The 20,550-nt window shown below is 37.5% G+C and carries 20 protein-coding genes; 6 read left to right on the forward strand and 14 right to left on the reverse strand.

What is annotated here, in order from left to right:
* Positions 1–230: 230 nt before the first annotated feature.
* Together V7083_RS08540 and V7083_RS08545 are read left to right on the forward strand one after the other, a co-directional pair.
* On the forward strand, positions 231–1,583 hold the full coding sequence (locus V7083_RS08540; protein WP_335477075.1) for a sensor histidine kinase: 1,353 nt from the start codon (positions 231–233) through the stop codon (positions 1,581–1,583).
* Positions 1,580–2,422, forward strand: a complete 843-nt coding sequence (locus V7083_RS08545) for a DNA-binding domain-containing protein (protein ID WP_335477077.1) — start codon at positions 1,580–1,582, stop codon at positions 2,420–2,422. The genes V7083_RS08540 and V7083_RS08545 overlap by 4 nt, the downstream gene beginning before the upstream one ends.
* Before the next feature lie 166 nt (positions 2,423–2,588).
* Here V7083_RS08545 and V7083_RS08550 read toward each other — a convergent pair whose 3' ends face one another.
* On the reverse strand, positions 2,589–3,749 hold the full coding sequence (locus V7083_RS08550) for a C40 family peptidase (RefSeq protein WP_335477079.1): 1,161 nt from the start codon (positions 3,747–3,749) through the stop codon (positions 2,589–2,591).
* 212 nt (positions 3,750–3,961) lie between these two features.
* Complete coding sequence (locus tag V7083_RS08555; RefSeq protein ID WP_335477081.1) at positions 3,962–5,071, reverse strand: branched-chain amino acid aminotransferase; 1,110 nt, start codon at positions 5,069–5,071, stop codon at positions 3,962–3,964.
* A 372-nt stretch (positions 5,072–5,443) separates the two neighbouring features.
* Between V7083_RS08555 and V7083_RS08560 the strand changes: the two genes are divergently transcribed.
* Entirely contained in the window at positions 5,444–6,928 is a 1,485-nt protein-coding gene (locus V7083_RS08560) for an aldehyde dehydrogenase family protein (RefSeq protein ID WP_335477083.1), read from the forward strand.
* Positions 6,929–7,088: 160 nt separating this feature from the next.
* Positions 7,089–7,979, forward strand: a complete 891-nt coding sequence (locus V7083_RS08565) for a LysR family transcriptional regulator (RefSeq protein WP_335477085.1) — start codon at positions 7,089–7,091, stop codon at positions 7,977–7,979.
* A 52-nt stretch (positions 7,980–8,031) separates the two neighbouring features.
* Here V7083_RS08565 and V7083_RS08570 read toward each other — a convergent pair whose 3' ends face one another.
* The 3 genes from V7083_RS08570 to V7083_RS08580 all read right to left on the reverse strand — a co-directional run bounded on the left by V7083_RS08570 (position 8,032) and on the right by V7083_RS08580 (position 11,107).
* Complete coding sequence (locus tag V7083_RS08570) at positions 8,032–8,931, reverse strand: 3-hydroxyacyl-CoA dehydrogenase (RefSeq protein WP_335477087.1); 900 nt, start codon at positions 8,929–8,931, stop codon at positions 8,032–8,034.
* A gap of 210 nt (positions 8,932–9,141) precedes the next feature.
* Positions 9,142–10,251 (reverse strand): cell division protein FtsZ, encoded by a 1,110-nt coding sequence (locus V7083_RS08575; protein ID WP_335477089.1) that lies wholly within the window; start codon positions 10,249–10,251, stop codon positions 9,142–9,144.
* A gap of 97 nt (positions 10,252–10,348) precedes the next feature.
* A complete protein-coding gene (locus V7083_RS08580) occupies positions 10,349–11,107 on the reverse strand; it encodes a DUF2087 domain-containing protein (protein WP_335477091.1) in 759 nt (252 codons plus the stop codon).
* Between the two features lie 130 nt (positions 11,108–11,237).
* Here V7083_RS08580 and V7083_RS08585 point away from each other — a divergent pair, with 130 nt between their 5' ends.
* Entirely contained in the window at positions 11,238–11,594 is a 357-nt protein-coding gene (locus V7083_RS08585) for a GIY-YIG nuclease family protein (protein ID WP_335477093.1), read from the forward strand.
* A 35-nt stretch (positions 11,595–11,629) separates the two neighbouring features.
* On the opposite strand, the gene V7083_RS08590 is transcribed toward V7083_RS08585, so the two are convergent.
* Together V7083_RS08590 and V7083_RS08595 are read right to left on the reverse strand one after the other, a co-directional pair.
* Positions 11,630–12,805 (reverse strand): LL-diaminopimelate aminotransferase, encoded by a 1,176-nt coding sequence (locus tag V7083_RS08590; RefSeq protein ID WP_335477095.1) that lies wholly within the window; start codon positions 12,803–12,805, stop codon positions 11,630–11,632.
* Positions 12,806–12,982: 177 nt separating this feature from the next.
* Positions 12,983–14,158 carry a sulfite reductase subunit alpha gene (locus tag V7083_RS08595; protein WP_438823707.1) on the reverse strand — a complete coding sequence of 392 codons (1,176 nt, stop codon included), beginning with the start codon at positions 14,156–14,158 and terminating at the stop codon, positions 12,983–12,985.
* Positions 14,159–14,465: 307 nt separating this feature from the next.
* On the opposite strand from V7083_RS08595, the gene V7083_RS08600 reads away from it, so the two are divergent.
* Positions 14,466–15,794 (forward strand): 6-phospho-beta-glucosidase, encoded by a 1,329-nt coding sequence (locus V7083_RS08600; protein WP_335477099.1) that lies wholly within the window; start codon positions 14,466–14,468, stop codon positions 15,792–15,794.
* A 37-nt stretch (positions 15,795–15,831) separates the two neighbouring features.
* On the opposite strand, the gene V7083_RS08605 is transcribed toward V7083_RS08600, so the two are convergent.
* The 7 genes from V7083_RS08605 to V7083_RS08635 all read right to left on the reverse strand — a co-directional run bounded on the left by V7083_RS08605 (position 15,832) and on the right by V7083_RS08635 (position 20,391).
* Positions 15,832–16,371: a DUF4865 family protein gene (locus V7083_RS08605; RefSeq protein ID WP_335477101.1), complete on the reverse strand. Its 540-nt coding sequence runs from the start codon at positions 16,369–16,371 to the stop codon at positions 15,832–15,834.
* Between the two features lie 230 nt (positions 16,372–16,601).
* A complete protein-coding gene (locus V7083_RS08610) occupies positions 16,602–16,736 on the reverse strand; it encodes a hypothetical protein (protein WP_335477103.1) in 135 nt (44 codons plus the stop codon).
* A gap of 4 nt (positions 16,737–16,740) precedes the next feature.
* Complete coding sequence (locus V7083_RS08615) at positions 16,741–16,884, reverse strand: hypothetical protein (protein ID WP_335477105.1); 144 nt, start codon at positions 16,882–16,884, stop codon at positions 16,741–16,743.
* Between the two features lie 80 nt (positions 16,885–16,964).
* Entirely contained in the window at positions 16,965–17,504 is a 540-nt protein-coding gene (locus V7083_RS08620; RefSeq protein ID WP_335477107.1) for a GNAT family N-acetyltransferase, read from the reverse strand.
* A gap of 97 nt (positions 17,505–17,601) precedes the next feature.
* Positions 17,602–18,342 (reverse strand): M50 family metallopeptidase, encoded by a 741-nt coding sequence (locus V7083_RS08625; RefSeq protein WP_335477109.1) that lies wholly within the window; start codon positions 18,340–18,342, stop codon positions 17,602–17,604.
* Between the two features lie 158 nt (positions 18,343–18,500).
* Positions 18,501–19,385, reverse strand: coding sequence for a VOC family protein (locus tag V7083_RS08630; RefSeq protein ID WP_335477111.1), 885 nt, complete (start codon positions 19,383–19,385; stop codon positions 18,501–18,503).
* 31 nt (positions 19,386–19,416) lie between these two features.
* Positions 19,417–20,391: a D-cysteine desulfhydrase family protein gene (locus V7083_RS08635; RefSeq protein ID WP_335477112.1), complete on the reverse strand. Its 975-nt coding sequence runs from the start codon at positions 20,389–20,391 to the stop codon at positions 19,417–19,419.
* Between the last annotated feature and the right edge of the window lie 159 nt (positions 20,392–20,550).

The raw sequence follows: 20,550 nt of genomic DNA on the forward strand, positions 1-20,550 counted from the left end.
CGTTAAGAAAAACAAGATAACAAATGCTCCGGGCATTCTTAATTTAAACTTCTTTCTTGGACCCTTTTCTGTGCTGGAGCCTGCATTGTTCATCATGTCCTCCGGTTGTTTGGCAACGCTTACATTATTCATAAGGTCATCTCCCCAGTAAAATATAATCGTATAGAAGGTTTCACAAATAATTCATTGTTTGTGAAACCTTTTACAATCTATAATTTAAGTGTATTCGGATGCTTCAAAAAACTTCAAAAAGATTCGACAAGTTTTTCTGGGAGGGATTTTTTATTCCGTTTTTTTCTCGCAATATCAACCAAGATAAAATCAAAAGAATAACTGTTGCTGCAACTTGTATCGCGTTGGCAGCACAAATTAATATAACGTTTTTTGTGGATGGCTTCATTTTAACGTTGGCCGTCATCTTATTACCCATTTTTTTATATTTTAATGATGATCTAAATCCAATACCGTTAACACTTGGAATTGCATTTGCTTCACCTTTTTTCAGAGGACTTCTACTTTTTATCACCAATAATTATGCTCTGGAAACGATTGCTTCATATATATTTACCGATATTGCCTTTTATCTCTGTTACGGATTTGTGTACTATTTTTTATACTGGCATCGTGCATATCGCAATGATAGTTCTTTCTTTTTTACAATTCTGCTCTGTGATTATATATCTAATCTTTTGGAAGTTAGTCTTTTGTTAAATTTTTCACATTATAGTCTGCGTTTATTTAAGATATTATTTATTGTTGCCTTGCTGCGCGCTCTAATTAGCTGCTTTATTGCATTTTTATATCATTACTTTACGCTAATGATTAGAAAAAAGAGTCATGAGCAGAGATATTATAATTTTTTGTGGTCAGTTTCGGCAGTTAAAAGTGAAGTCTATTTTATGAATAAGAATATTAACGAAATCGAAAGAATCATGAAAAATGCTTATTTACTCAATAAAGAGCTTTTTCATGAAAACCCTCTTAGTAAAAATGGTAGTATTGCGTTAGATATCGCCAGAGACGTACATGAGGTAAAGAAAGATTATCAAAATGTCATCAAAGGTCTGGGGAGTTATTTTGAAGTTGAAAATGACCCCTTTATGCGATTGAGCGACATTCTAAAAATCGTCCTAATGCATTCACGCAGTCTTGTTAGAGAGAGGAAATTGGATATCTTAATTACGGTCAAAAACCAAATCGATTTACAAATCGTTAATCATTACTACTTGGTTTCAATCTTGTCGAATATAATTGTGAATGGCCTTGATGCAATTGGAAAACAACATGGAGGTTCCATAACAGTAATAGTCAAAGATCAGGGAGAGCAGCTGCTAATTAGTATTACTGACAATGGTCCTGGTATCCCTTCAGAGATTATAGATATGATCTTTGAACCAGGTTTTTCAACAAAATTCAATCAATATACCGGTGATATTTATCGAGGAATTGGGTTGTCGCACGTAAAAATTATTGTGGTAGAACAATTCGGGGGACATATAAAAGTTGTTTCTGAAGAAGGAAAAGGAGCGAATTTCTTTTTAACGCTTAATAAAGAAAAACTAACTACGGGGGAACAGTCATGAATTTTTATATCGTTGATGATGATCTTGCAGTCACAATGATCTTACAAAGAATCGTGGAAGAAAACATGAACAATCAGGTAGTTGGAACCTCAGTATCTCCTAAAATGGCCTTAAATGACCTGATGCTGCGGAATGTTGATATTGTATTGGTAGATTTGTTAATGCCTGAATTAAATGGTATTGCCTTAGTTGAAGCACTTCACAAGGCAAAACCCGAGTTAAAATTTATTATGATTTCACAAGTACGAGACAGTGATTTGAGAGAGGATGCTTATAAAGCTGGTATTGAATTTTTTATCGATAAACCCATCAATATTATCGAAGTACGGACAATCGTTGATCGTGTAAAACAAAGTATTCTAATGGAACAAAAACTGAAAAAAATTCAAAACTTGTTAGAACCTTCTTCCAATGGCTTTTCAAATGTAAACACAAATCATCTTCATGAAACGAAAAAGAAAGTTCGATCTATTCTTGGATTTTTAGGAATAACTTCTGAAGCAGGTTATGCTGATATTTTAAATATTTGTCAATTGATGATCGAACAAAATATTTCTTTTAATGATATCAACTTTGATCAACAATTTGCTTTAAACTCTCATGAAAAGAAAATTATTTTTCAGCGCGTTCGGAGAGCGATAAAAAAGGGCATGGTAAATCTCGCTAATTTATTCCAAGATGATTTTGACAATGAATTAACGATGGAGTGTGCCAATACTCTCTATGGATATAAAAATATCCACAAAGAGATCCTTTTCCTACAAGAAAAATCGTCAACCGGAGGCAAAGTTTCTCTAAAACAATTTTTTGACGGCTTAGTGATGCATACCAATAATTAATTGAAGTGACGGGGTTTCGGTCCTTAGCCAAATAGATAGAAAAAAAAGACTAGAATCTACGAGATCTCTAGTCTTTTTGGCATCCCAAAATTTTAAGAAAATATAAAAGGGCAATCGGTACAATGAATGATACATGAACCGATTGCCCTTCTTAATTGATTCCGTTCTAACGTAAAACTCTAGCAGCAGTTGAAAAGGAAGCAGGATTATAAGAAGCAATTTTCACGACATCACCTGTTTGTGGAGCGTGAATATATTGCCCACCACCGATATAAATACCCACGTGGTATGCAGGATAGCCACGGAATACTAAATCACCCGGCTGCACTTGACTTGGAGAAATTCTAATTCCAACATTTTGCTGATCTCTGGATACCCTTGGCAGATTGATGCCAATTTGGCGGAATACATAGGAGGTGAATCCTGAACAATCAAATCCACTTGGCGTTGTTCCACCCCATACGTAAGGAACCCCTAAATACTGTTTGGCAATAGCAATTAGTCTTCCAGCCGATCCAGGATCAGCAGGATCTGCTGTACCAAACGAAGGTGTTGATTTTGGAACAGAAGGACTGCTTCCACTTGGAGCAGGTGCCCCTGGCTGTTGTTGAGTTGGCGCAGCCGCCTGAGCTGCTGCGGCTTGAGCTGCCAATTGAGCCTGTCTTTGAGCCTCAGCCTGTTGCACTGCAAGTTGTGCTTGCTGACTTTGTAACAAGGTTTGTGCATCAGCCAATGCTTTTGTAATTTCTTGTTTATCTGCTTCAATTTTTCTTTGTTCAGCAGCTAATTCTTCCTTACTTTTATTTAAACTATCCAATTCACTATGTAGTTTTTCTTCAGCCGTTTTTAATGCCTGTTCTTTTTCATTTAAACCGTTCAGTAGATCTGAATCGCTTTCAAGAATTTTTGATATAGCAGTAAACCGAGATAAGAAGTCAGAAATATTATTAGATGAAAGCAAAAGCTCTGCATAAGTGGCGAGAGAATCTTTACCTTCTGACTGAATACTTTTTAATCGTTCAGAATAGACTTGTTTATGCAATTCTAAAGATTTTTTAGCAGCATCGATTTCAGCTTTTGTTTCTTCAATTTTTGCTTGCTGTTCAGTAATCTGGTTATTTAATTGCTGACTTTTTTCCATTGATGTGCTGATTTGGTCGTCCAATTGTTGCATCTTTGTTTCAAACGTATCGATTTGTCCTTGTGTCTCATTAATTTGCCCTTGAGTAACTGGTGTATTGACTGGACTTGCAAAAGTAGGCGTTGCTTGAATCATTGACGCAACAACGGCAAGCGATATTGAATATTTAAATATTTTCTTTATCATTATTAATCTCCTTTTGCTATGTATCTTTGATTCAGACGTTTAATATATTCCTAGTTTATATTCCAAATGCTCTAAAAACAATAAAAGCGTCGTTAATTTAATATAATTGTAATATTATGTAGAATATTCTTACCGATATTGAAAAAATTGTAAAAAAAATAACCCCTCGATCCGTATGAAACGAGGGGTTATCCTATATTTTTCCAATGCCATTAACTTAGGCTTCCTGAATACATATCTTTTGTTTCTTGATTTAATTGAACCCGCCAGCCAAATGGATCTGGTTTAGTTCCATATTGGATTCCAGTTAAGGTATCATATAATTCCTTGGTAAGCTTACCAATTTCTCCATTGTTAATCACAAGTTTTTCATTTTCCCATAAAAACTCACCGATTGGTGAAATGACAGCTGCCGTACCTGTACCATATGCTTCCTCTAATAAACCTGCTTTATAAGCTTCATAGATTTCATCCATAGAAATTCTTCTTTCAACAACTGGGACATTCCAGTATTTTAAAAGCTGAATTATAGAATCTCTGGTGATTCCCTCCAAGATACTGCCGTTTAATTCAGGTGTTACAACTTCCCCATTTATTTTAAAGAACACATTCATACTGCCTACTTCTTCAATATATCTATTTTCTTTCCCATCTAACCAAAGCACTTGAGAATAGCCAATTTGATCTGCCTTTTCCTGTGCTTTTAGACTGCTAGCATAGTTTCCTCCTGTTTTGGCCTCTCCTGTTCCACCTGCAACTGTCCGCACATATTGCTGTTCCACGGCGATTTTTACCGGGTGAATACCTTCCTTATAATAAGAGCCAACTGGGGACAAAATAATAATAAATTGATAATTATGCGACGGTGCTACCCCTAAATTTGGTTCAGTACTTATGATGAATGGGCGAATATATAGAGAAGTTCCCTCAGCTTTGGGAACCCATTCCCGATCAATAATAATAAGTTGCTTTAATGCCTCTAAAGCTAATTCTTCATCAATATGTGGAATACATAAACGGGAATTTGAGTGATTTAACCTATTAAAATTGCGGTCAGGTCTAAATAAATACACTTGCCCATCCTCAGATAAGTATGCCTTTAGACCCTCAAATACAGTTTGGCCATAATGGAAAACCTTTGACGCAGGGTCTAAACTAATTGGTTGGTAAGGTATAATCCGCGGATCATGCCAGCCCTCTCCTTCTGTGTAATCCATAATGAACATATGATCCGTATATACCTTGCCAAAAGTGAGCTGATCAGCTTCAGGTTTCGGTTTACGATTTTCACTAAGGAATGTTTTAATTTGATAATCTTTCATAGCATGTTCCCCCTATAATTCTGTCTTTATTATTCTATAAAAATAAAGACCCTTTAGAATAGAATACTCCCCTTATTTAAAAAAATAAAGTCTAAAATTCTGAATACTATAAAAATTAAAAATGAAGCGTTTCCATTCGTTTCATAATGCATTTTGTCATTTCTTGTTAATCGATTCCCTTTTTGACAGAAAAACTGAGTTTAGCAGTCAGGTAATCACAAAATTATTCGATTGTTGTCAGAATATTTGTGAAACAATTCATTGAATTACACATGAGCGCAGTGTTACTATTTTTTATGTAACTGCTACCATGACTAACTTTGGGTTTCCTCAACATGATTTACATAGAATACTACTTTTAGGAGGAATATTATGAGTCAATTAGCTGTAGGGTTAAAAGAAAAAGTAGAGAAGTTTTTAGTAGGTAAGAAAAAACTATTTATTAATGGAGAATTTATAGAAAGCAAATCACAAAAAACGTTTGATTCATACAATCCGGCGACTGGAGAGGTTTTAGCTTGTGTATATGAGGCTGGTAAAGAGGATATTGACCTAGCAGTAAAAGCTGCACGTAAGGCATTCGATGAAGGTCCATGGTCTAAAATGAGCAATGCTAATCGAAGTCGCCTTATGTATAAGCTTGCTGATTTAATGGAGGAGAATAGTGAAGAACTAGCCCAGCTGGAAACTTTAGATAATGGTAAGCCAATTCGTGAAACAACAAACGCGGATATTCCTTTAGCCATCGAGCATATGCGTTACTATGCAGGCTGGGCCACCAAAATTGTTGGGCAAACCATTCCTGTTAATGGACCATACTTCAATTTTACCCGCCACGAAGCGGTAGGAGTGGTCGGGCAAATTATCCCTTGGAACTTTCCACTTCTTATGGCTATGTGGAAACTTGGAGCAGCTCTTGCAACTGGATGTACAGTTGTATTAAAACCAGCAGAACAAACTCCACTATCAGCACTCTACTTAGCTGAGCTAATCCAAGAGGCTGGGTTCCCGGCTGGTGTGGTAAACATCGTTCCTGGTTTCGGAGAAACGGCAGGGCAACCACTTGTTGACCATCCGTTAGTAGATAAAGTGGCTTTCACTGGCTCCACTGAAGTTGGAAAGATGATTATGGCGAGCGCGTCCAAAACATTGAAAAGAGTAACACTTGAGCTAGGCGGAAAATCCCCAAATATCATTCTTCCTGATGCTGATTTAACAAAGGCGATTCCGGGTGCTCTTAATGGTGTTATGTTCAACCAAGGACAGGTTTGCTGTGCAGGTTCTCGCGTATTTATTCAAAAGAAACAATTTGACAATGTTGTAGCAGATATGGCTGCCCATGCCAACAAAATTAAACAAGGTGCCGGAATTCATGCTGACACAGAAATCGGACCACTTATTTCTGTCGAGCAGCAAAACCGTGTTCTTGGATATATTGAGAAAGGTCTAAATGAGGGAGCACAGCTTGTTGTAGGCGGCAGTAAGCCTCAGGAGCAAGGTTTCTTTGTCTCCCCTACGATCTTTGCCGATGTCCGGGACGAAATGACCATTGCCAAAGAAGAAATTTTTGGACCGGTTATTTCCGCTATGCCATATGATGATTTAGATGAATTAATTAATCGAGCCAATAATAGTGAATATGGTCTGGCCGCAGGAGTGTGGACTCGCGATGTGGCAAAGGCCCATTACATCTCCAGCAAACTTCGTGCGGGAACGGTTTGGGTAAACTGCTACAATGCCTTTGATGCAGCTTCCCCATTCGGCGGCTATAAGCAATCAGGAATCGGGCGTGAAATGGGCTCCTATGCGCTTCATAACTATACTGAAGTGAAGAGTGTTTGGATTTCCATGCAGTAAACATTCATTCTTTGTTTAAATGGAGCTTCTCCTTTAGGAGGAGTTCCATTTTTTTGTAGATGGGATATTATTTAATGAATAGACTTCATGGAATCTATTCGCTGAATTCTGTTAAAATATATATAGCAAGAGGAAGGTCAGTATTTTTAGGAGAAAAAATATGAATATCATTCAGCTTCAATATCTTGTAGATGTAGGGGAACTTGGTTCCATTACCGAGGCAGCGAAAAAAAATCATATGACCGTTCCGGCCATCAGTATTTCAATCAGCCAATTAGAATCAGAATTAGAAGTAACCCTTTTTTCCCGGTCAAAGAAAGGTGTGATCCCTACATTAGAAGGAAAAAAGGTAATTCAACATGCCATTTCTATCTTAAAAACGATCAATAAAATGAAATATGACATTTCTTTATCGAAAAATAATCAATACGGTAATGTTGTGATTGCGACAATTCCGGGGATGGTTCCACATATTATCCATAACACATTGGAATTTCGTAAGATTTATCCATTCGTAAATGTTCAATTGGTGGAAAGTGACACTGATGGTGTGCTGAACCAAGTTAAAAACGGACATGCAGATATGGGGTTTATTTCCTTTGGTCCAAGCCATCATGAGGAAGCCCTATTATGGGAACCGATAAAACGGGTTGAAGTGGTTTTGGTGGTACATAAGAGTTCCTTATTTCGGTTTAATCAAAAGATTTCGCTGGAAGAAATTAAGGATGAAATGATTGTTTTGTACAATGATCCATATTTAAAAAAAATCGCCAAAAATCTTTTTGCAGATGACTTAAATAATCGACTTGCCCTAACATCTAATAATGCAGAAGCTCTTATTCAGATGGTTATTCATGAAAACGCCATTACGTTTATAAATAATTATATGTTACAAACGTTTCCATTACAGATTAAAAATGAAATCATCACCATCTCAATCAATGAATATCTTACTCTTTCCAACTATCTTTGGAGGGTAACTCGAAAGAATGAAGTGGAATCAGAAATGGTTCAACAATTTACTGAACACCTTCTGGCAGACTTAAAATAGAAAAAAATGATGCCCGCATGGATTTTCAAACCTGCGGGCATCATTTTGCCATTTATCCTTTTAAAAACCCTTCTTCCAAATAGCTAGGGTTTGGGTATTTGTAAAAACCTTCCCCTGTCGCTACACCAAGCTTACCTTTATCGATATACTCAGTTTTTAGTTTATCCGCTAATTTTTTGAATTCCTGATCACCTGTTGCTTCTGCTTTGGCCCGTCCAATATTATAAGCTGTATTGATTCCAACAACATCTAATATCGCAAGTGGACCTTGTGGGGCTTTTGTTGCAATCATCCATGTTTTATCTATGGTTTCAACGTCGGCAACTTCTTTAACTAATAAAAGCTGAGCCGCTTCCAATAAAGGAACTAATAAAGAATTCAAAATATAGCCTGGCTGTTCTTTATATAAAGGTAAAGCGACCATTCCGATTGCTTTTGCAAATTCGACAACCTCATTAAAAACCTTCATATCAGTGCCTGGATGTTTCATAATTTCTGCCGTATTGTTTTTCCAGATTTCATTAGCAAAGTGTAAAGCTAGGAAACTCTCAGGTCGCCCTGTTGCTTCAGCAAATTGACTTGGCAGCAATGTAGAAGAGTTCGTTGCAAAAATCGTTTTCACCGGTGCAACTTGTCCAAGATGTTTATAGAAATCTGTTTTAATTTGAACCACTTCAGGAACTGCTTCAATGACAAGGTCGGCATCTGCAACCGCTTTAGCTAAATCACTGCTAAAAGAAATGCGGTTATAAGCATCATTCACCTCTGTTACACTTACCCCTAAATCTTCTTGGTAACGGTGCTTCAGATTCACTAATCGATCTTTCGCACGTTCCAAAGCTTCATTATTAATGTCGTAAACTGTTACTTGAAACCCCTTAAATGCAGTTTGGTAAGCAATTTGACTTCCCAATACCCCACTGCCCGCAACTGTAATATTCTTAAAATTCATTTCAACCATTCCCCTTTTATCATTGTTCTTACTATACTTATATTGTAAATTATTATTTTACTAAAATAAATTTAATAAAATTTAATGTCAATTAAATTATTTTTAACTCCCCTCTAACTTATCGTTTCTTATTATTGAATCTTAAGATTAAACGGTTCATTTACTCATAAAAAAAGGGCATCTCCAAATATGGGAGATACCCGTAAGGTATTATTTTTGATACTTAGATAATTTTGATGATACTCCAGTGGACTTTCTTTCCGGTGCTTTTGCCTTTAGGTTGGATGCCCAAGTTACTTGTGAGTCATATTTTTCCATATGCTCTTTTTTGACAAGGAACTGCAGACGCTCTTTGTTCTTTTCAAGTGATTCTTCAAGTGACTGCAAGCGGCTTCGCGGGAAAGATAAACCAGCGAGAATCGTTGTGATGGTCGGATCCGTTTCTGTAATATATGTTCCTTCAAATAGTTCAACCGGCTCGCCAATCCCTTCAAAAACCGCCGGCACATTTATGAGTTTTGACACGTTTTCAGGTCCCTCGTAAATGAGGCCGGCACGAATGACTCCAACCGTGTCTACCGGACAGAAGATAGAAGACGCCCATGACCGCTGAATGGCACTGGCAATATCCGCCGATGTCTTTGCATCCGTCACAGTTGCCGAGGAAATGATGGTGACTCCCCTAGTATTAAGAATATTCATGAGATCCGTTTCATCAAAGTTTCCGTAAAAGGAGCTTTTTTTGGTTATTGAAACCACATGATGAATGGCCTCTATGACCTGTTGATTAGAGGAAAGATAGATTTGTTGTTTACTGGATTGAGGGTTTGTTTTTCGCATTTGGTCATTATCAACTAGAAATACAGAAGAGATCCCTTCAATTTTAGAAATCTGTTCGATGCATTCAGCAGCATTTATACGATTTCCCGCCAGTACGTTCCGCTCCGGAACAATGGCAATTGCCCCAATATTTATTTGCGGCAGCTGATCCAATAATATATCCATTAATAGCGGACTCATTCCAGACCCAGTGCCGCCATCTGTTGAAAAAGCGACCAATAACAGTTTAATATTTTTGAAGGATTTCCTAACGAAGTCAATCATTTCACGGTAATGCTCGTGAACGGCACGCAGACCAACGGACCGGTCCTGACCTGCTCCGTTATATCCTGGTACAAAGTATTTCTTTTCCACTCTTGTGTTAACGGCTCCGTCGCGTTGGTTTGTGTTGATAAGGGCCGTTTGAAAGCCCATCGTCGATGCTATTTCAGCGATATTTCCTCCAGCTTGACCTACACCCAAAATTCCGATTGATTTCACCAGATCGCCTCCTTATCTACTAGATAATACTCGCCCCTTCTAAAAATTAGACTTGTTCTGAGAAAAAAAGAATAACAGCGAAATATAAAAAGGCAACTTAGTTGCCTTTTAACCAATACTCACTGCCATCCGATTTTCGATCAAGAAAACCATATTCAATTAAGTATCTTCTAATCAACACATAATCATCGTATATCCCTGCAAGAATTTGATTTATTTCTGTTTCATTATATATGTGATCATGATCCAAAATTTTCGTAATTTCCCGTAGGACGATCAGGCGCTGCTTTTCTTTGGGGGGGAATTTTTTCAAAATCATTTGAGGTCCTTCCGAAATAAAACGCTTTATGACCTCTTCCTGCTCCTCTTTCGTAATATCGTACCGGTCATCTACCATTTTAGCTGTTTTATGAGGAGGAACGAAGGCTGGAGCATATTGATCTTTTTCTTTTAATAACTCCATGAGTGTCAAGAATATTTTTGCCTGCCTTTCCTTCTCTTTAAGAGCAAATCTGTGATGGCGGATCGTTGAGGTACTCCCAATGTTCATTTCATCTTGGACTTCCTTATCACTTCTCCCTTGGAAAAAGAGGCGAAGGAGCTGATTCTGATGTTCGGTAAGACCAGTCAACTTCTTATCAAGCCCTATTAAGTGTTCAAAAACCGACCCATGTGCATGTTCAATATGTACTTGGGCATATTTTTCCGCCTCATATAGAACTCCATCCATAGGATAAATGATCCCTTTTTCAATTTTTTTCCCACATATGAGACAAATATAAAATTCAGCTTCCTGAATGTATCCTCGTTTCATTTCTTCCAAAGAGGCTTTCCAAAAAATATCCGAAACACCCATACCCCAAAACACTCCTCACAGAAATCTGTATTATACAAACAAATCAATTAAACGTTTACTTTTATATAAACATAATAATATAATGTTTGTAAGCGGTCAATAACTACAGAACATCTGAAAGGAGATAAATATGGATAAGCAAAGGCGTAAACAACTGCAGGAAGATTATAAACAGATCAAGACATATATGGGGATTATCCAGATTACTAACCTCGTCAACGGTAAAATGTACGTGGCATCCTATCCCAACTTAAAAAACCGATGGTTAACAATCAAAACACAACTTGAAATGGGGAATTTTCCAAACTATCAGTTACAGAAAGACTGGAATGAGCTTAGCGAAGAATCTTTCACGTTTGAAGTTCTAGAGCAAAAAGAGACAACAGACATTTCAGACGTTAAATGGGCTCTGAAACATATGATCAAACCATGGTTGGAAAAATTGCAGCCATATGGGGAAAAAGGTTATCTTAAACCCGAAAAATAAAGAAGCCAAGATATTCACTTGGCTTCTTTTCCATTTTATACTCTTACTGTTTGAAGAAATTCCTGTATCCGCTCCGCTGCAATCGCTAATTTTTCTGGTGATTGGACAAGCGCCATTCTCACATAGCCTTCACCCTGGGCTCCGAAAGCATCACCTGGTACAACGGCCACTCCAGCTTTTTCAATTAATTCAAATGCAAATTGGCGCGAAGACCATCCTGATGGGATCTTGGTCCAAATAAACATAGTTGCTGGTGACTTTGTCACCTTCCAGCCACCCTTCTCAAGTCCGGCAATTAAGGTATCTCTCCGCTTCTCATATTCTTTTACTTGTTCGCGAAGGACGGAGTAATCTGAAGTCAGTGCCGCTACAGCCGCCTTTTGGATGGGATAAAAGATCCCGTAATCAATATTAGATTTAAAAGATGCCAGTATCTTTATCGCCTCATTATTGCCAATAACGTAACCAATCCGGCAGCCGGCCATATTAAAGGTTTTAGATAGTGAGTTAAATTCAATCCCCACTTCTTTTGCCCCTTTGACTGACATAAAACTAATTTGCGGATTTTCGTCAAAAATTAATTCTGAATAGGCAAAATCATGAACCACGAGAATATTATATTTTTTCGCAAATTCAATGACTTCTTCAAAAAATTCCTGATTAGCTAAAGCCGTGACTGGATTTCCCGGATAACTGATGATCATCATCTTTGTCTTTTGCAATACTTCTTGTGGAATTTCATCCAGTTGAGGTAAATATCCGTTTTCTTCTAATAATGGCATCGGATGAATGATTCCTCCAGCAATCAGAACGCTATGCTCATAAATGGGATAACCAGGATCCGGAACAAGAACATAATCCCCAGGATCAATCATGGCCATGGCCAAATGGGACAGACCATCTTGAGAACCCATTAACTGTAAAATCTCTGTTTGTGAATCAAGTTCAATGCCATAGCGCTGATTATAAAAATAGCTGACAGCTACGTTAAACTCATCAATTCCTTTTAATGTATAACCGTATTTTGTCGTGTCTTTACTATATTGAACTAGTGTATCCACAACAGTTTCAGACGGTGGCATATTTGGGCTGCCTACACTTAAATCAATGACCTCAATGCCCTTTTTCATTGCCTCTCTTTTTCTGTCAACAAGCTCAGTAAAAATACTCGTTGCCATTCTTTGTGTTTTTTTCGAAGCAATAATATTCATCTAAAATCACCTTAGTTTCCTAAAAAATTTTACTCCTTAAATATTAACATAATTTTTTGGGTGGTAAATTTACTAATTTGTGTATCTTGAGAACATTTGAACGGTCCCTCGGATCAAAGTATGTTTAGAAAAAAAAGAATCCCCCGAACCAGTCGGAGGATCCCTTTAAAAGTTATATTAATAAACATCACGTTGATAACGTCCTTGCTTTTGCATATCTTGAAGATAGGCTTCAGCTGCCTCACGTGTCATGGCACCTTCTTTTTCAATCACGGTAATAAGCGCCTCGTTCACGTCTTTTGCCATATATTCCTTATCACCGCAAACGTAGAAATAGGCACCGTTTTCTAACCATGAGAATAATTCCTTGCTATTTTCCAGCATTTTATGTTGGACATATACTTTTTGAGCAGAGTCACGGGAAAATGCTGTATCTAGCTTAGTCAATACTCCCTCATGTTGGTATTTTTCCAGCTCGCTTTGATAAAGGAAATCAGATGCAGCGTGTTGGTCTCCAAAAAATAACCATGTGCGGCCGGTTGCCTTATTTACAGCCCGTTCTTGGATAAAAGAACGGAATGGGGCAATTCCCGTCCCAGGACCAACCATAATAATATCTTTGTCCTGAGAATCCGGCAAATGAAAGTGTTTATTGGCTTGGACGAAAACAGGAAGAGTATCTCCTTCTTGAACACGCTCTGCACATAAAACAGAACAAACGCCTTTACGGTCACGATCATACGCCTTGTAGCGTACAGCGCCAATTGTAAGATGTACTTCATCCGGATTTGCACTTATGCTGCTCGCAATAGAATAGAGGCGCGGAGTCATTTTTCTTAATAATGACACGATGTCTTGAGCAGTAGCCTTCCACGGACCAAATGTACGAAGCATATCAAGCAAATCACGCCCGTAGCAATATTCCTTAAGCTGTGCCGCATTTTCAACCAGCACTAGCTTTTGCAATTCTTCGTTGTCGGTAAACGCAGCTGCACCTTGTAGAATTTTCTTTGTTAACAGGGTAATTTCAAAATAATCTGTCAGCGCTTTCTTTAGTGACAGTGTCTCGCCTTGCTTACCGACAGTTACAATGGTTTCTTCATCCCATTTCATTTCCTTAAGAAGCGCAACGACAAGTTCAGGATCATTAGACGGAACAATGCCAAGTGCATCTCCAGGATTGTACGAAAGGCCAGAGCCTTTTAATGATAATTCAATATGTCTTGTTTCTTTACTTGAACCAGGTCCATTTAAATTAATATTTTTAAGAACCTTTGCTTGAAATGGATTGGTCCTTGAAAATGGTAGTGTATCACTTTTGGTATTTTTAGAATTTTCTAAAGTGACTTGCATTTCTTGTACCTCCAAAAGTAGTATACGCCTATCATATCACAGTCTTGAAAAAATAGTTGTGCATTTTGACACATAATCGACAATTTTTTAGCTCGGCCATTTTTTCCCTATATCTAATGCGAATTGAAAAAAAAATGAAGCAGCACCAATATAAAAATTACTGTAACACTGTGTTTTCCTAATGAAACATATTTCATTCCGTGCCACTCTTTACTATTTCCCTTTAGCTTATTTACGGAACTTTCTAAACGGTTGTAAACTCTAATTGTCTAGAAAGTATTTTTGAAAAATAACCGGAGGTGGGCGTATGAAAAAAGGGATAAAAATTGTCACGATTGGCGGAGGATCCAGCTATACCCCAGAACTTGTAGAAGGGTTTATCAAAAGATATGATGAACTGCCAATCAGAGAGCTATGGTTAGTTGATATTCCAGCCGGTCAGGAAAAATTGAACATTGTCGGAAATCTCGCAAAGAGAATGGTTGAAAAAGCGGGACTTCCCATTGAAGTTCATTTAACCTTAAACCGACGTGAAGCACTTAAAGATGCTGATTTTGTTACCACTCAATTCCGTGTTGGATTACTTGATGCACGTGCAAAAGATGAGAGAATTCCATTAAAATATAATGTCATCGGTCAAGAAACAAATGGGCCAGGTGGGTTATTTAAAGGTTTAAGAACCATTCCAGTTATTTTAGATATTTGCAAAGATATTGAAGAATTATGTCCTAATGCTTGGCTTGTCAATTTCACGAACCCTGCCGGTATGGTGACAGAAGCAGTCCTTCGATACAGTAATATTAAAAAAGTGGTAGGACTTTGCAATGTCCCAGTTGGCATCAAAATGCAAACTGCTACTTTACTTGATGTTGCTCCTGAAAGAGTTCACATTGATTTTGCCGGCCTTAATCATATGGTATTTGGTTTAAATGTGTACGTTGATGGTTCCAGCGTTCTTGATGAGGTTATTGAAAAAATGACTAATCCGGGTAATGCCATGACAATGAAGAATATTAAGGCGATTGATTGGGAGCCTGATTTCTTAAGAGGATTACATGCCATTCCTTGCCCCTACCATCGTTATTACTATAAAACCAGTGAGATGTTGGAAGATGAACTACGTGCTGTAAATGAAGAAGGAACTCGTGCAGAAGTGGTGAAACAGGTTGAAAAAGAACTTTTCGAACTATACAAAGATCCGAATTTAGCCATTAAACCTCCACAATTGGAGAAGCGTGGCGGTGCTTATTATAGTGATGCGGCTTGTAACTTAATCAATTCCATTTACAATGACAAACGTGACATTCAGCCGGTTAACACACGAAACAATGGAGCTATTGCAAGCATTCCTGATGATTCCGCAGTTGAAGTGAATTGTGTCATTACAAAAGACGGTCCTAAACCTGTATCAGTAGGAGACCTTCCAGTTGCCGTAAGAGGCCTTGTACAACAAATTAAATCATTTGAACGTGTGGCTGCAGAAGCTGCTGTAACAGGTGACTACAACACGGCTCTTCTGGCAATGACCATCAACCCTCTTGTTCCTTCTGACAAAATCGGCAAACAAATTTTAGATGAAATGTTAGAAGCACATAAAGAATATTTACCGCAATTTTTCACAGCAGTAGAAGCATAACATTTGTGCCGGGACCCAATAGTGGGGCCCGGCTTTATTATTGGGATATATGCAAGACTTTATATAATGTGAAGTGATCTAAAGAATCTATTTCTGGTTTATCCTCATAAAAATAGAAGGTGCTATAGCTCCATTTGTCCGGATTATAGATAAGGACATTTCCTAAACTTTTTTCTACTTGGTGTTGAAATACAGGGAAATCCATATTAGCTAATGAATTACTTTCAGGAATATTTCCCTTAACTTCCACTACATAATTGCTCCTATTAAACTCTTTATCGAGGTTTATAGAATAAGGAACCCCCATGTTAATTTGCTGCCAGCCAAAGGAACCTAAAATATTGTCATAAAAACCACCGAAAATAAACTTATTCATTCCTTCAGAGTCATTCCATATATATAAAGGCGCATAGGAATTATAAAAATTCCCGCTTTCCTCTGTTTCAGTAATTAAATAAGCTTTAAAAAGCAGTCCTGGGAAACCATCAGTCTTATGTCCATTATCGGTTACTCTTTTTTTAATAATCCCCATATCGTAATCCTTTGGAAACTTGATCTTATATTGCATACCTATCAAGACAATCACTCTCTTTCTTTAACAATTTGGCTATGTTAAACTTGTATGTTGTTTTCCGTTCTAGCTATCAGGGATAAAAATCAACAGGGCTGTTTAACACAGCTTTAATAAAAATAATAGAGAACACTTTTAGATATGTAAAATATTTGTAATCATTATTTTAGATATCCTCCATTAAACTTCTTCAAATTGCCAAACAAAAGGCTGACTCTTGAGTCAGCCTTTCATGTTTAGCTTTTCTTCCCTTCATATTTCAATTTATACTCTGCTTCACTCATGTTTGGATATTTTCTCGGTGTGCTTTTACTTAAGGCCTTCTTTAATTCTACAGCGGCGTCATCGCCTGTATTATACTTTTGATCCATGCTTTTATTCCCTCCTATTAGCATCCTGAATAGGTACATGCTTGGGTGCTTTTGGATAGCCATTCTTGCCTGTATCATTTGGCCCCGTCAAATTATTTCGCTGATCTAAAACCTTTCCAGTGAATTCAATGGGATTATCTTTTTTCATATTTTCACCTCCATTTATAGGATGGGAAAAATATGCTGTAGAATGCAGAGAATTTTATTTCAATCCCAATTTGTTTGCCATCAATGTGTTAGTTTTCCAAAAAGCAATGCATCATAATAATGGCCTTCTATAAAATAGTGGTCCCTTAAGCGTCCCTCTAACTCATACTTATTTTTTTCAAGAATCCGGGCTGAACCCCTATTAACATCCACTACACTAGCATGAAGCTTGTGGAGATTGAGATTTTTAAAAGCAAAATCACTCATCAATGCAACACTCTCTGTGCCATATCCCATTCCCCAATAATCTTTGTGAAAAACATAACCAATTTCAGCTTGATTCGCTTCATTGTCAAAATTGAAAATCATCACTGTTCCAATTATGGCTTTTGTTGGTTTTATAACAACGGAGGCATATAAATGAGTCCCTGCTTCTTCTCGTTTTAACATGGTTTCAATATGCTCATGTGTTTCATCTAAAGTATTCTTTAATTCCCATCCAATAAAACGTGAAACTTCTGGATCTGAAGCAAACTCATGAATTTCCGTGACATCCTCTAAACTAAGTGGTTTGAAATAGACTTTTTCACCTTCCAATGAATGGAATAACTGAATGTTCAACTTCCTCTCCCCTTTTCGTTAATTTATATAGTTCGACTAAGATACAGTATACCGAAAAAGCCCTTTCCAATGTTATTAGAAAGGGCTTGAACGTTTATTATAAATTAAGACCAAATAATGAATGAAACGGTAAACCTAAAAAATTTTCAACAAACAAGTACCCTACAAACACGTTCTGACCAAGCAAGACTAATCCTAATACAACTGCCGGAATATACCTCGTTTGAACAATGGCTGCCTTCCTTCCTGGGTTGCTCTTTGCCATAAAGCTTTGCCTACACACTTTAAACGTAGTAATAATGGACTGAATAAACAAAACGGAGGCCAATAAAATACTAATTTGAACGAGAATCATATCGTAACTAATACTGAAAGGTAACGCTAGTTCATATCTGAAATTGACTGGTAAGAATATTTGGAATCGAAAATATAACGGCACTACTAAAAGAACGATCACGGTAAGTGCCCATATTACTCCTACCAGGTTACGAATCCATAATAATAAGGCAAGAATGGTAAACCCTAAAACCAGTGCAATCACCCATTCATAGCTGCCTCTTTCCACTAAATAAAATAAGCCAATTGCTCCTACCATTGTTCCTGTATAGCCAGCATATATCGTAATGGCCTTCTTTAACGATGAAATGGCCGCCCCTGTTGTCTGTCCCGTCCCATCTCTATGCAGTTGTATTTTATTCTTCCGACCGCCCTCCAGACAAACACTGATGCCAAGACTGATTAAATTGTGAAAATGTGATAAAAATACCCTTACAACAGGCAGAAGGCTCCCTACAAGAGTGATTCCCAGATATAGCAAAATAAGCTTATTTGTACTCATTTTTCATCCTCCCATCTTTTCTCCTCTCAATACTTGTTGTAATGAATTTTAATAGAGAATGGTGAAATCTTGGTGAAAATACAAAAAGCAACTCCCTCTTGTGAGAGAGTTGCCATAGTTTTGATTCGTATGTACTGTTCTATCTTCGTTCATTCTTGTTACTTCGTAAAACGGGCTTTTTCCAATGTCATAATATCTATTTTTTTCATCTTTAAGAGTACCTCAGAAACTCTTCTGTTTTCATCTTTTGAACCCTTAAACATAACCTCATCCATATTATCCGGTACGATCTGCCATGAAACCCCGAATTGGTCCTTCACCCAGCCGCATTGTTCAGCTTCAGGTACTGCAGAAAGCCTATTCCAAAAGTAATCAATTTCTTTCTGATCTTTACAGGTTACAACAAAAGAAAATGCTTCATTAAAATTGAAATCCGCTTCAAAGGAATGATCCATTGCTGAAAAATGGATTCCGCAAAGATGGAAGGAAGCATAATTGACCTTTGCCTTGGGTAACAAAGCTTCTCCTTCACCATACCTATTAATTATTTCTATTCCTGAATTTTCAAATATCTGGGTGTAATACTTTATTGCTTCTTCTGCTTTCCCACATGATTCATTAGCAAAAAGGAAGCTAGGCGTAATCTTTTGGACAGATTGAGCTTTGTCCATTAGCATTAACTGCCAGGACAAGCCATACCGATCCTGAACCCAGGCATACCATTTGCTAAAAGGGTATTCCCCAAGTGGCATTAATTCCGTTCCGCCCTCACTTAAAGCTTGCCATTTTGCATTTACCTCTTCTATAGAGGAACAAGCTACTATTAAGGAAATCGATGGATTAAATTTGAAGTAAGGCCCTGCACTAATAGCATTAAACCGTTGTCCATCCAATTCAAAACTTACTATTTGTGAATCACCAGAAGGAGTGTTTTCAATTACGGTCACATTTAAAAGTCGGGAATTCTCAAATACACTAATATAAAATAACGCAGCTTCTTTTGCTTCTTTGTCATACCATAAATGAGGAATTATTTTTTGCATAAGGACCTCCTAAATATTTTATTAGAATAAGCTATAGAGTCTTCAATGCCATTTCTCTATGTTCTTGAGTCCATCCTAGAAGACCGCCAGTATGGATGAAAAGGATATTTTTTGCACCTTGGAACTTACCCTTTTGTATATCTGAAACCATACCATAAAATCCTTTCCCCGTGTAAACGGGATCTAGCAAAAATCCGTTTTCTCGGCTCATTTTCATAATAAATTCTAGCTCTTCTGTTGTGCTCTTCGCATATCCAACACCGATATATTGGTCATTGATAAAAATATCCTTACACTCCTTCGGTACTTTCAAACCATCATTCTGGTACATTTCTTTCAAAATATCCGTTATGACTTCCACAAAGGTTTCTGTATTATGGTCTACAGCGTAACCAAGGATTCTGCGTTTTGTCGCCTGTTGTTGATTTGCATACCAAAGCCCCGCATACGTTCCTCCTGATCCAACAGCAATGACCACCCTATCAAAATAGATTCCGAGTTCATTTTCCTGTTGGATAATTTCTTCCATTGCCGCTGCATACCCCAAGGATCCTTTCGCATTCGATGCTCCAACAGGAATAACGTATGGTTTATGCCCCTCTGTTTTGAGATTTTTTACTACTTCTTCCATCTTAGCTTCCCTGGATTCTTCCGATGTAATCAGATGCACCCGGGCACCGAGAGCATGATCTATAAACAAATTACCTTCAATTTGATTCGGAATTTCTCCCCTAATCACCAAATCACAACCTAATCCCAACTTCGCAGCAACAGCTGCAGTTGCCCTGCAATGATTGGATTGTATTCCACCAGCCGTAATAAGAGTATCACACCCTTGACGAAGTGCCTCTGCTACTGAAAACTCAAGCTTCCTTACCTTATTCCCGCTTACCTCAGTACCTGTAAAATCATCTCGTTTTAAATATAGGTTGACTCCCAATTCTTGGCTGAGCCGCTCTAATTTTTGAATTGGAGTTGGCAGATTCGCAATATGCAGTCGTTCCATAGTGAATGTCTCCTTTGGTTATTTTATTATCCTTTACTATAGATTATTTTTTAGATGGTAACAATTACTCCTCCACTTTATACTATATTTCAAATTCATCTTTAGTAGATTCTTACTTTGGACATGACAGAGCGAAAAATAGATTGATGGTGTCCGAAG

The organism is Bacillus sp. JJ1764, from assembly GCF_036962145.1.
In the GTDB taxonomy this organism is placed as follows: domain Bacteria; phylum Bacillota; class Bacilli; order Bacillales; family Cytobacillaceae; genus Neobacillus.

Coding starts and splice junctions, on each gene's coding strand:
- V7083_RS08540 (WP_335477075.1), top strand. CDS start 231: ATGCTTCAAAAAACTTCAAAAAGATTCGACAAGTTTTTCTGGGAGGGA.
- V7083_RS08545 (WP_335477077.1), top strand. CDS start 1,580: ATGAATTTTTATATCGTTGATGATGATCTTGCAGTCACAATGATCTTA.
- V7083_RS08550 (WP_335477079.1), bottom strand. CDS start 3,749: ATGATAAAGAAAATATTTAAATATTCAATATCGCTTGCCGTTGTTGCG.
- V7083_RS08555 (WP_335477081.1), bottom strand. CDS start 5,071: ATGAAAGATTATCAAATTAAAACATTCCTTAGTGAAAATCGTAAACCG.
- V7083_RS08560 (WP_335477083.1), top strand. CDS start 5,444: ATGAGTCAATTAGCTGTAGGGTTAAAAGAAAAAGTAGAGAAGTTTTTA.
- V7083_RS08565 (WP_335477085.1), top strand. CDS start 7,089: ATGAATATCATTCAGCTTCAATATCTTGTAGATGTAGGGGAACTTGGT.
- V7083_RS08570 (WP_335477087.1), bottom strand. CDS start 8,931: ATGAATTTTAAGAATATTACAGTTGCGGGCAGTGGGGTATTGGGAAGT.
- V7083_RS08580 (WP_335477091.1), bottom strand. CDS start 11,107: ATGGGTGTTTCGGATATTTTTTGGAAAGCCTCTTTGGAAGAAATGAAA.
- V7083_RS08585 (WP_335477093.1), top strand. CDS start 11,238: ATGGATAAGCAAAGGCGTAAACAACTGCAGGAAGATTATAAACAGATC.
- V7083_RS08590 (WP_335477095.1), bottom strand. CDS start 12,805: ATGAATATTATTGCTTCGAAAAAAACACAAAGAATGGCAACGAGTATT.
- V7083_RS08595 (WP_438823707.1), bottom strand. CDS start 14,158: ATGCAAGTCACTTTAGAAAATTCTAAAAATACCAAAAGTGATACACTA.
- V7083_RS08600 (WP_335477099.1), top strand. CDS start 14,466: ATGAAAAAAGGGATAAAAATTGTCACGATTGGCGGAGGATCCAGCTAT.
- V7083_RS08610 (WP_335477103.1), bottom strand. CDS start 16,736: ATGGATCAAAAGTATAATACAGGCGATGACGCCGCTGTAGAATTAAAG.
- V7083_RS08615 (WP_335477105.1), bottom strand. CDS start 16,884: ATGAAAAAAGATAATCCCATTGAATTCACTGGAAAGGTTTTAGATCAG.
- V7083_RS08625 (WP_335477109.1), bottom strand. CDS start 18,342: ATGAGTACAAATAAGCTTATTTTGCTATATCTGGGAATCACTCTTGTA.
- V7083_RS08630 (WP_335477111.1), bottom strand. CDS start 19,385: ATGCAAAAAATAATTCCTCATTTATGGTATGACAAAGAAGCAAAAGAA.
- V7083_RS08635 (WP_335477112.1), bottom strand. CDS start 20,391: ATGGAACGACTGCATATTGCGAATCTGCCAACTCCAATTCAAAAATTA.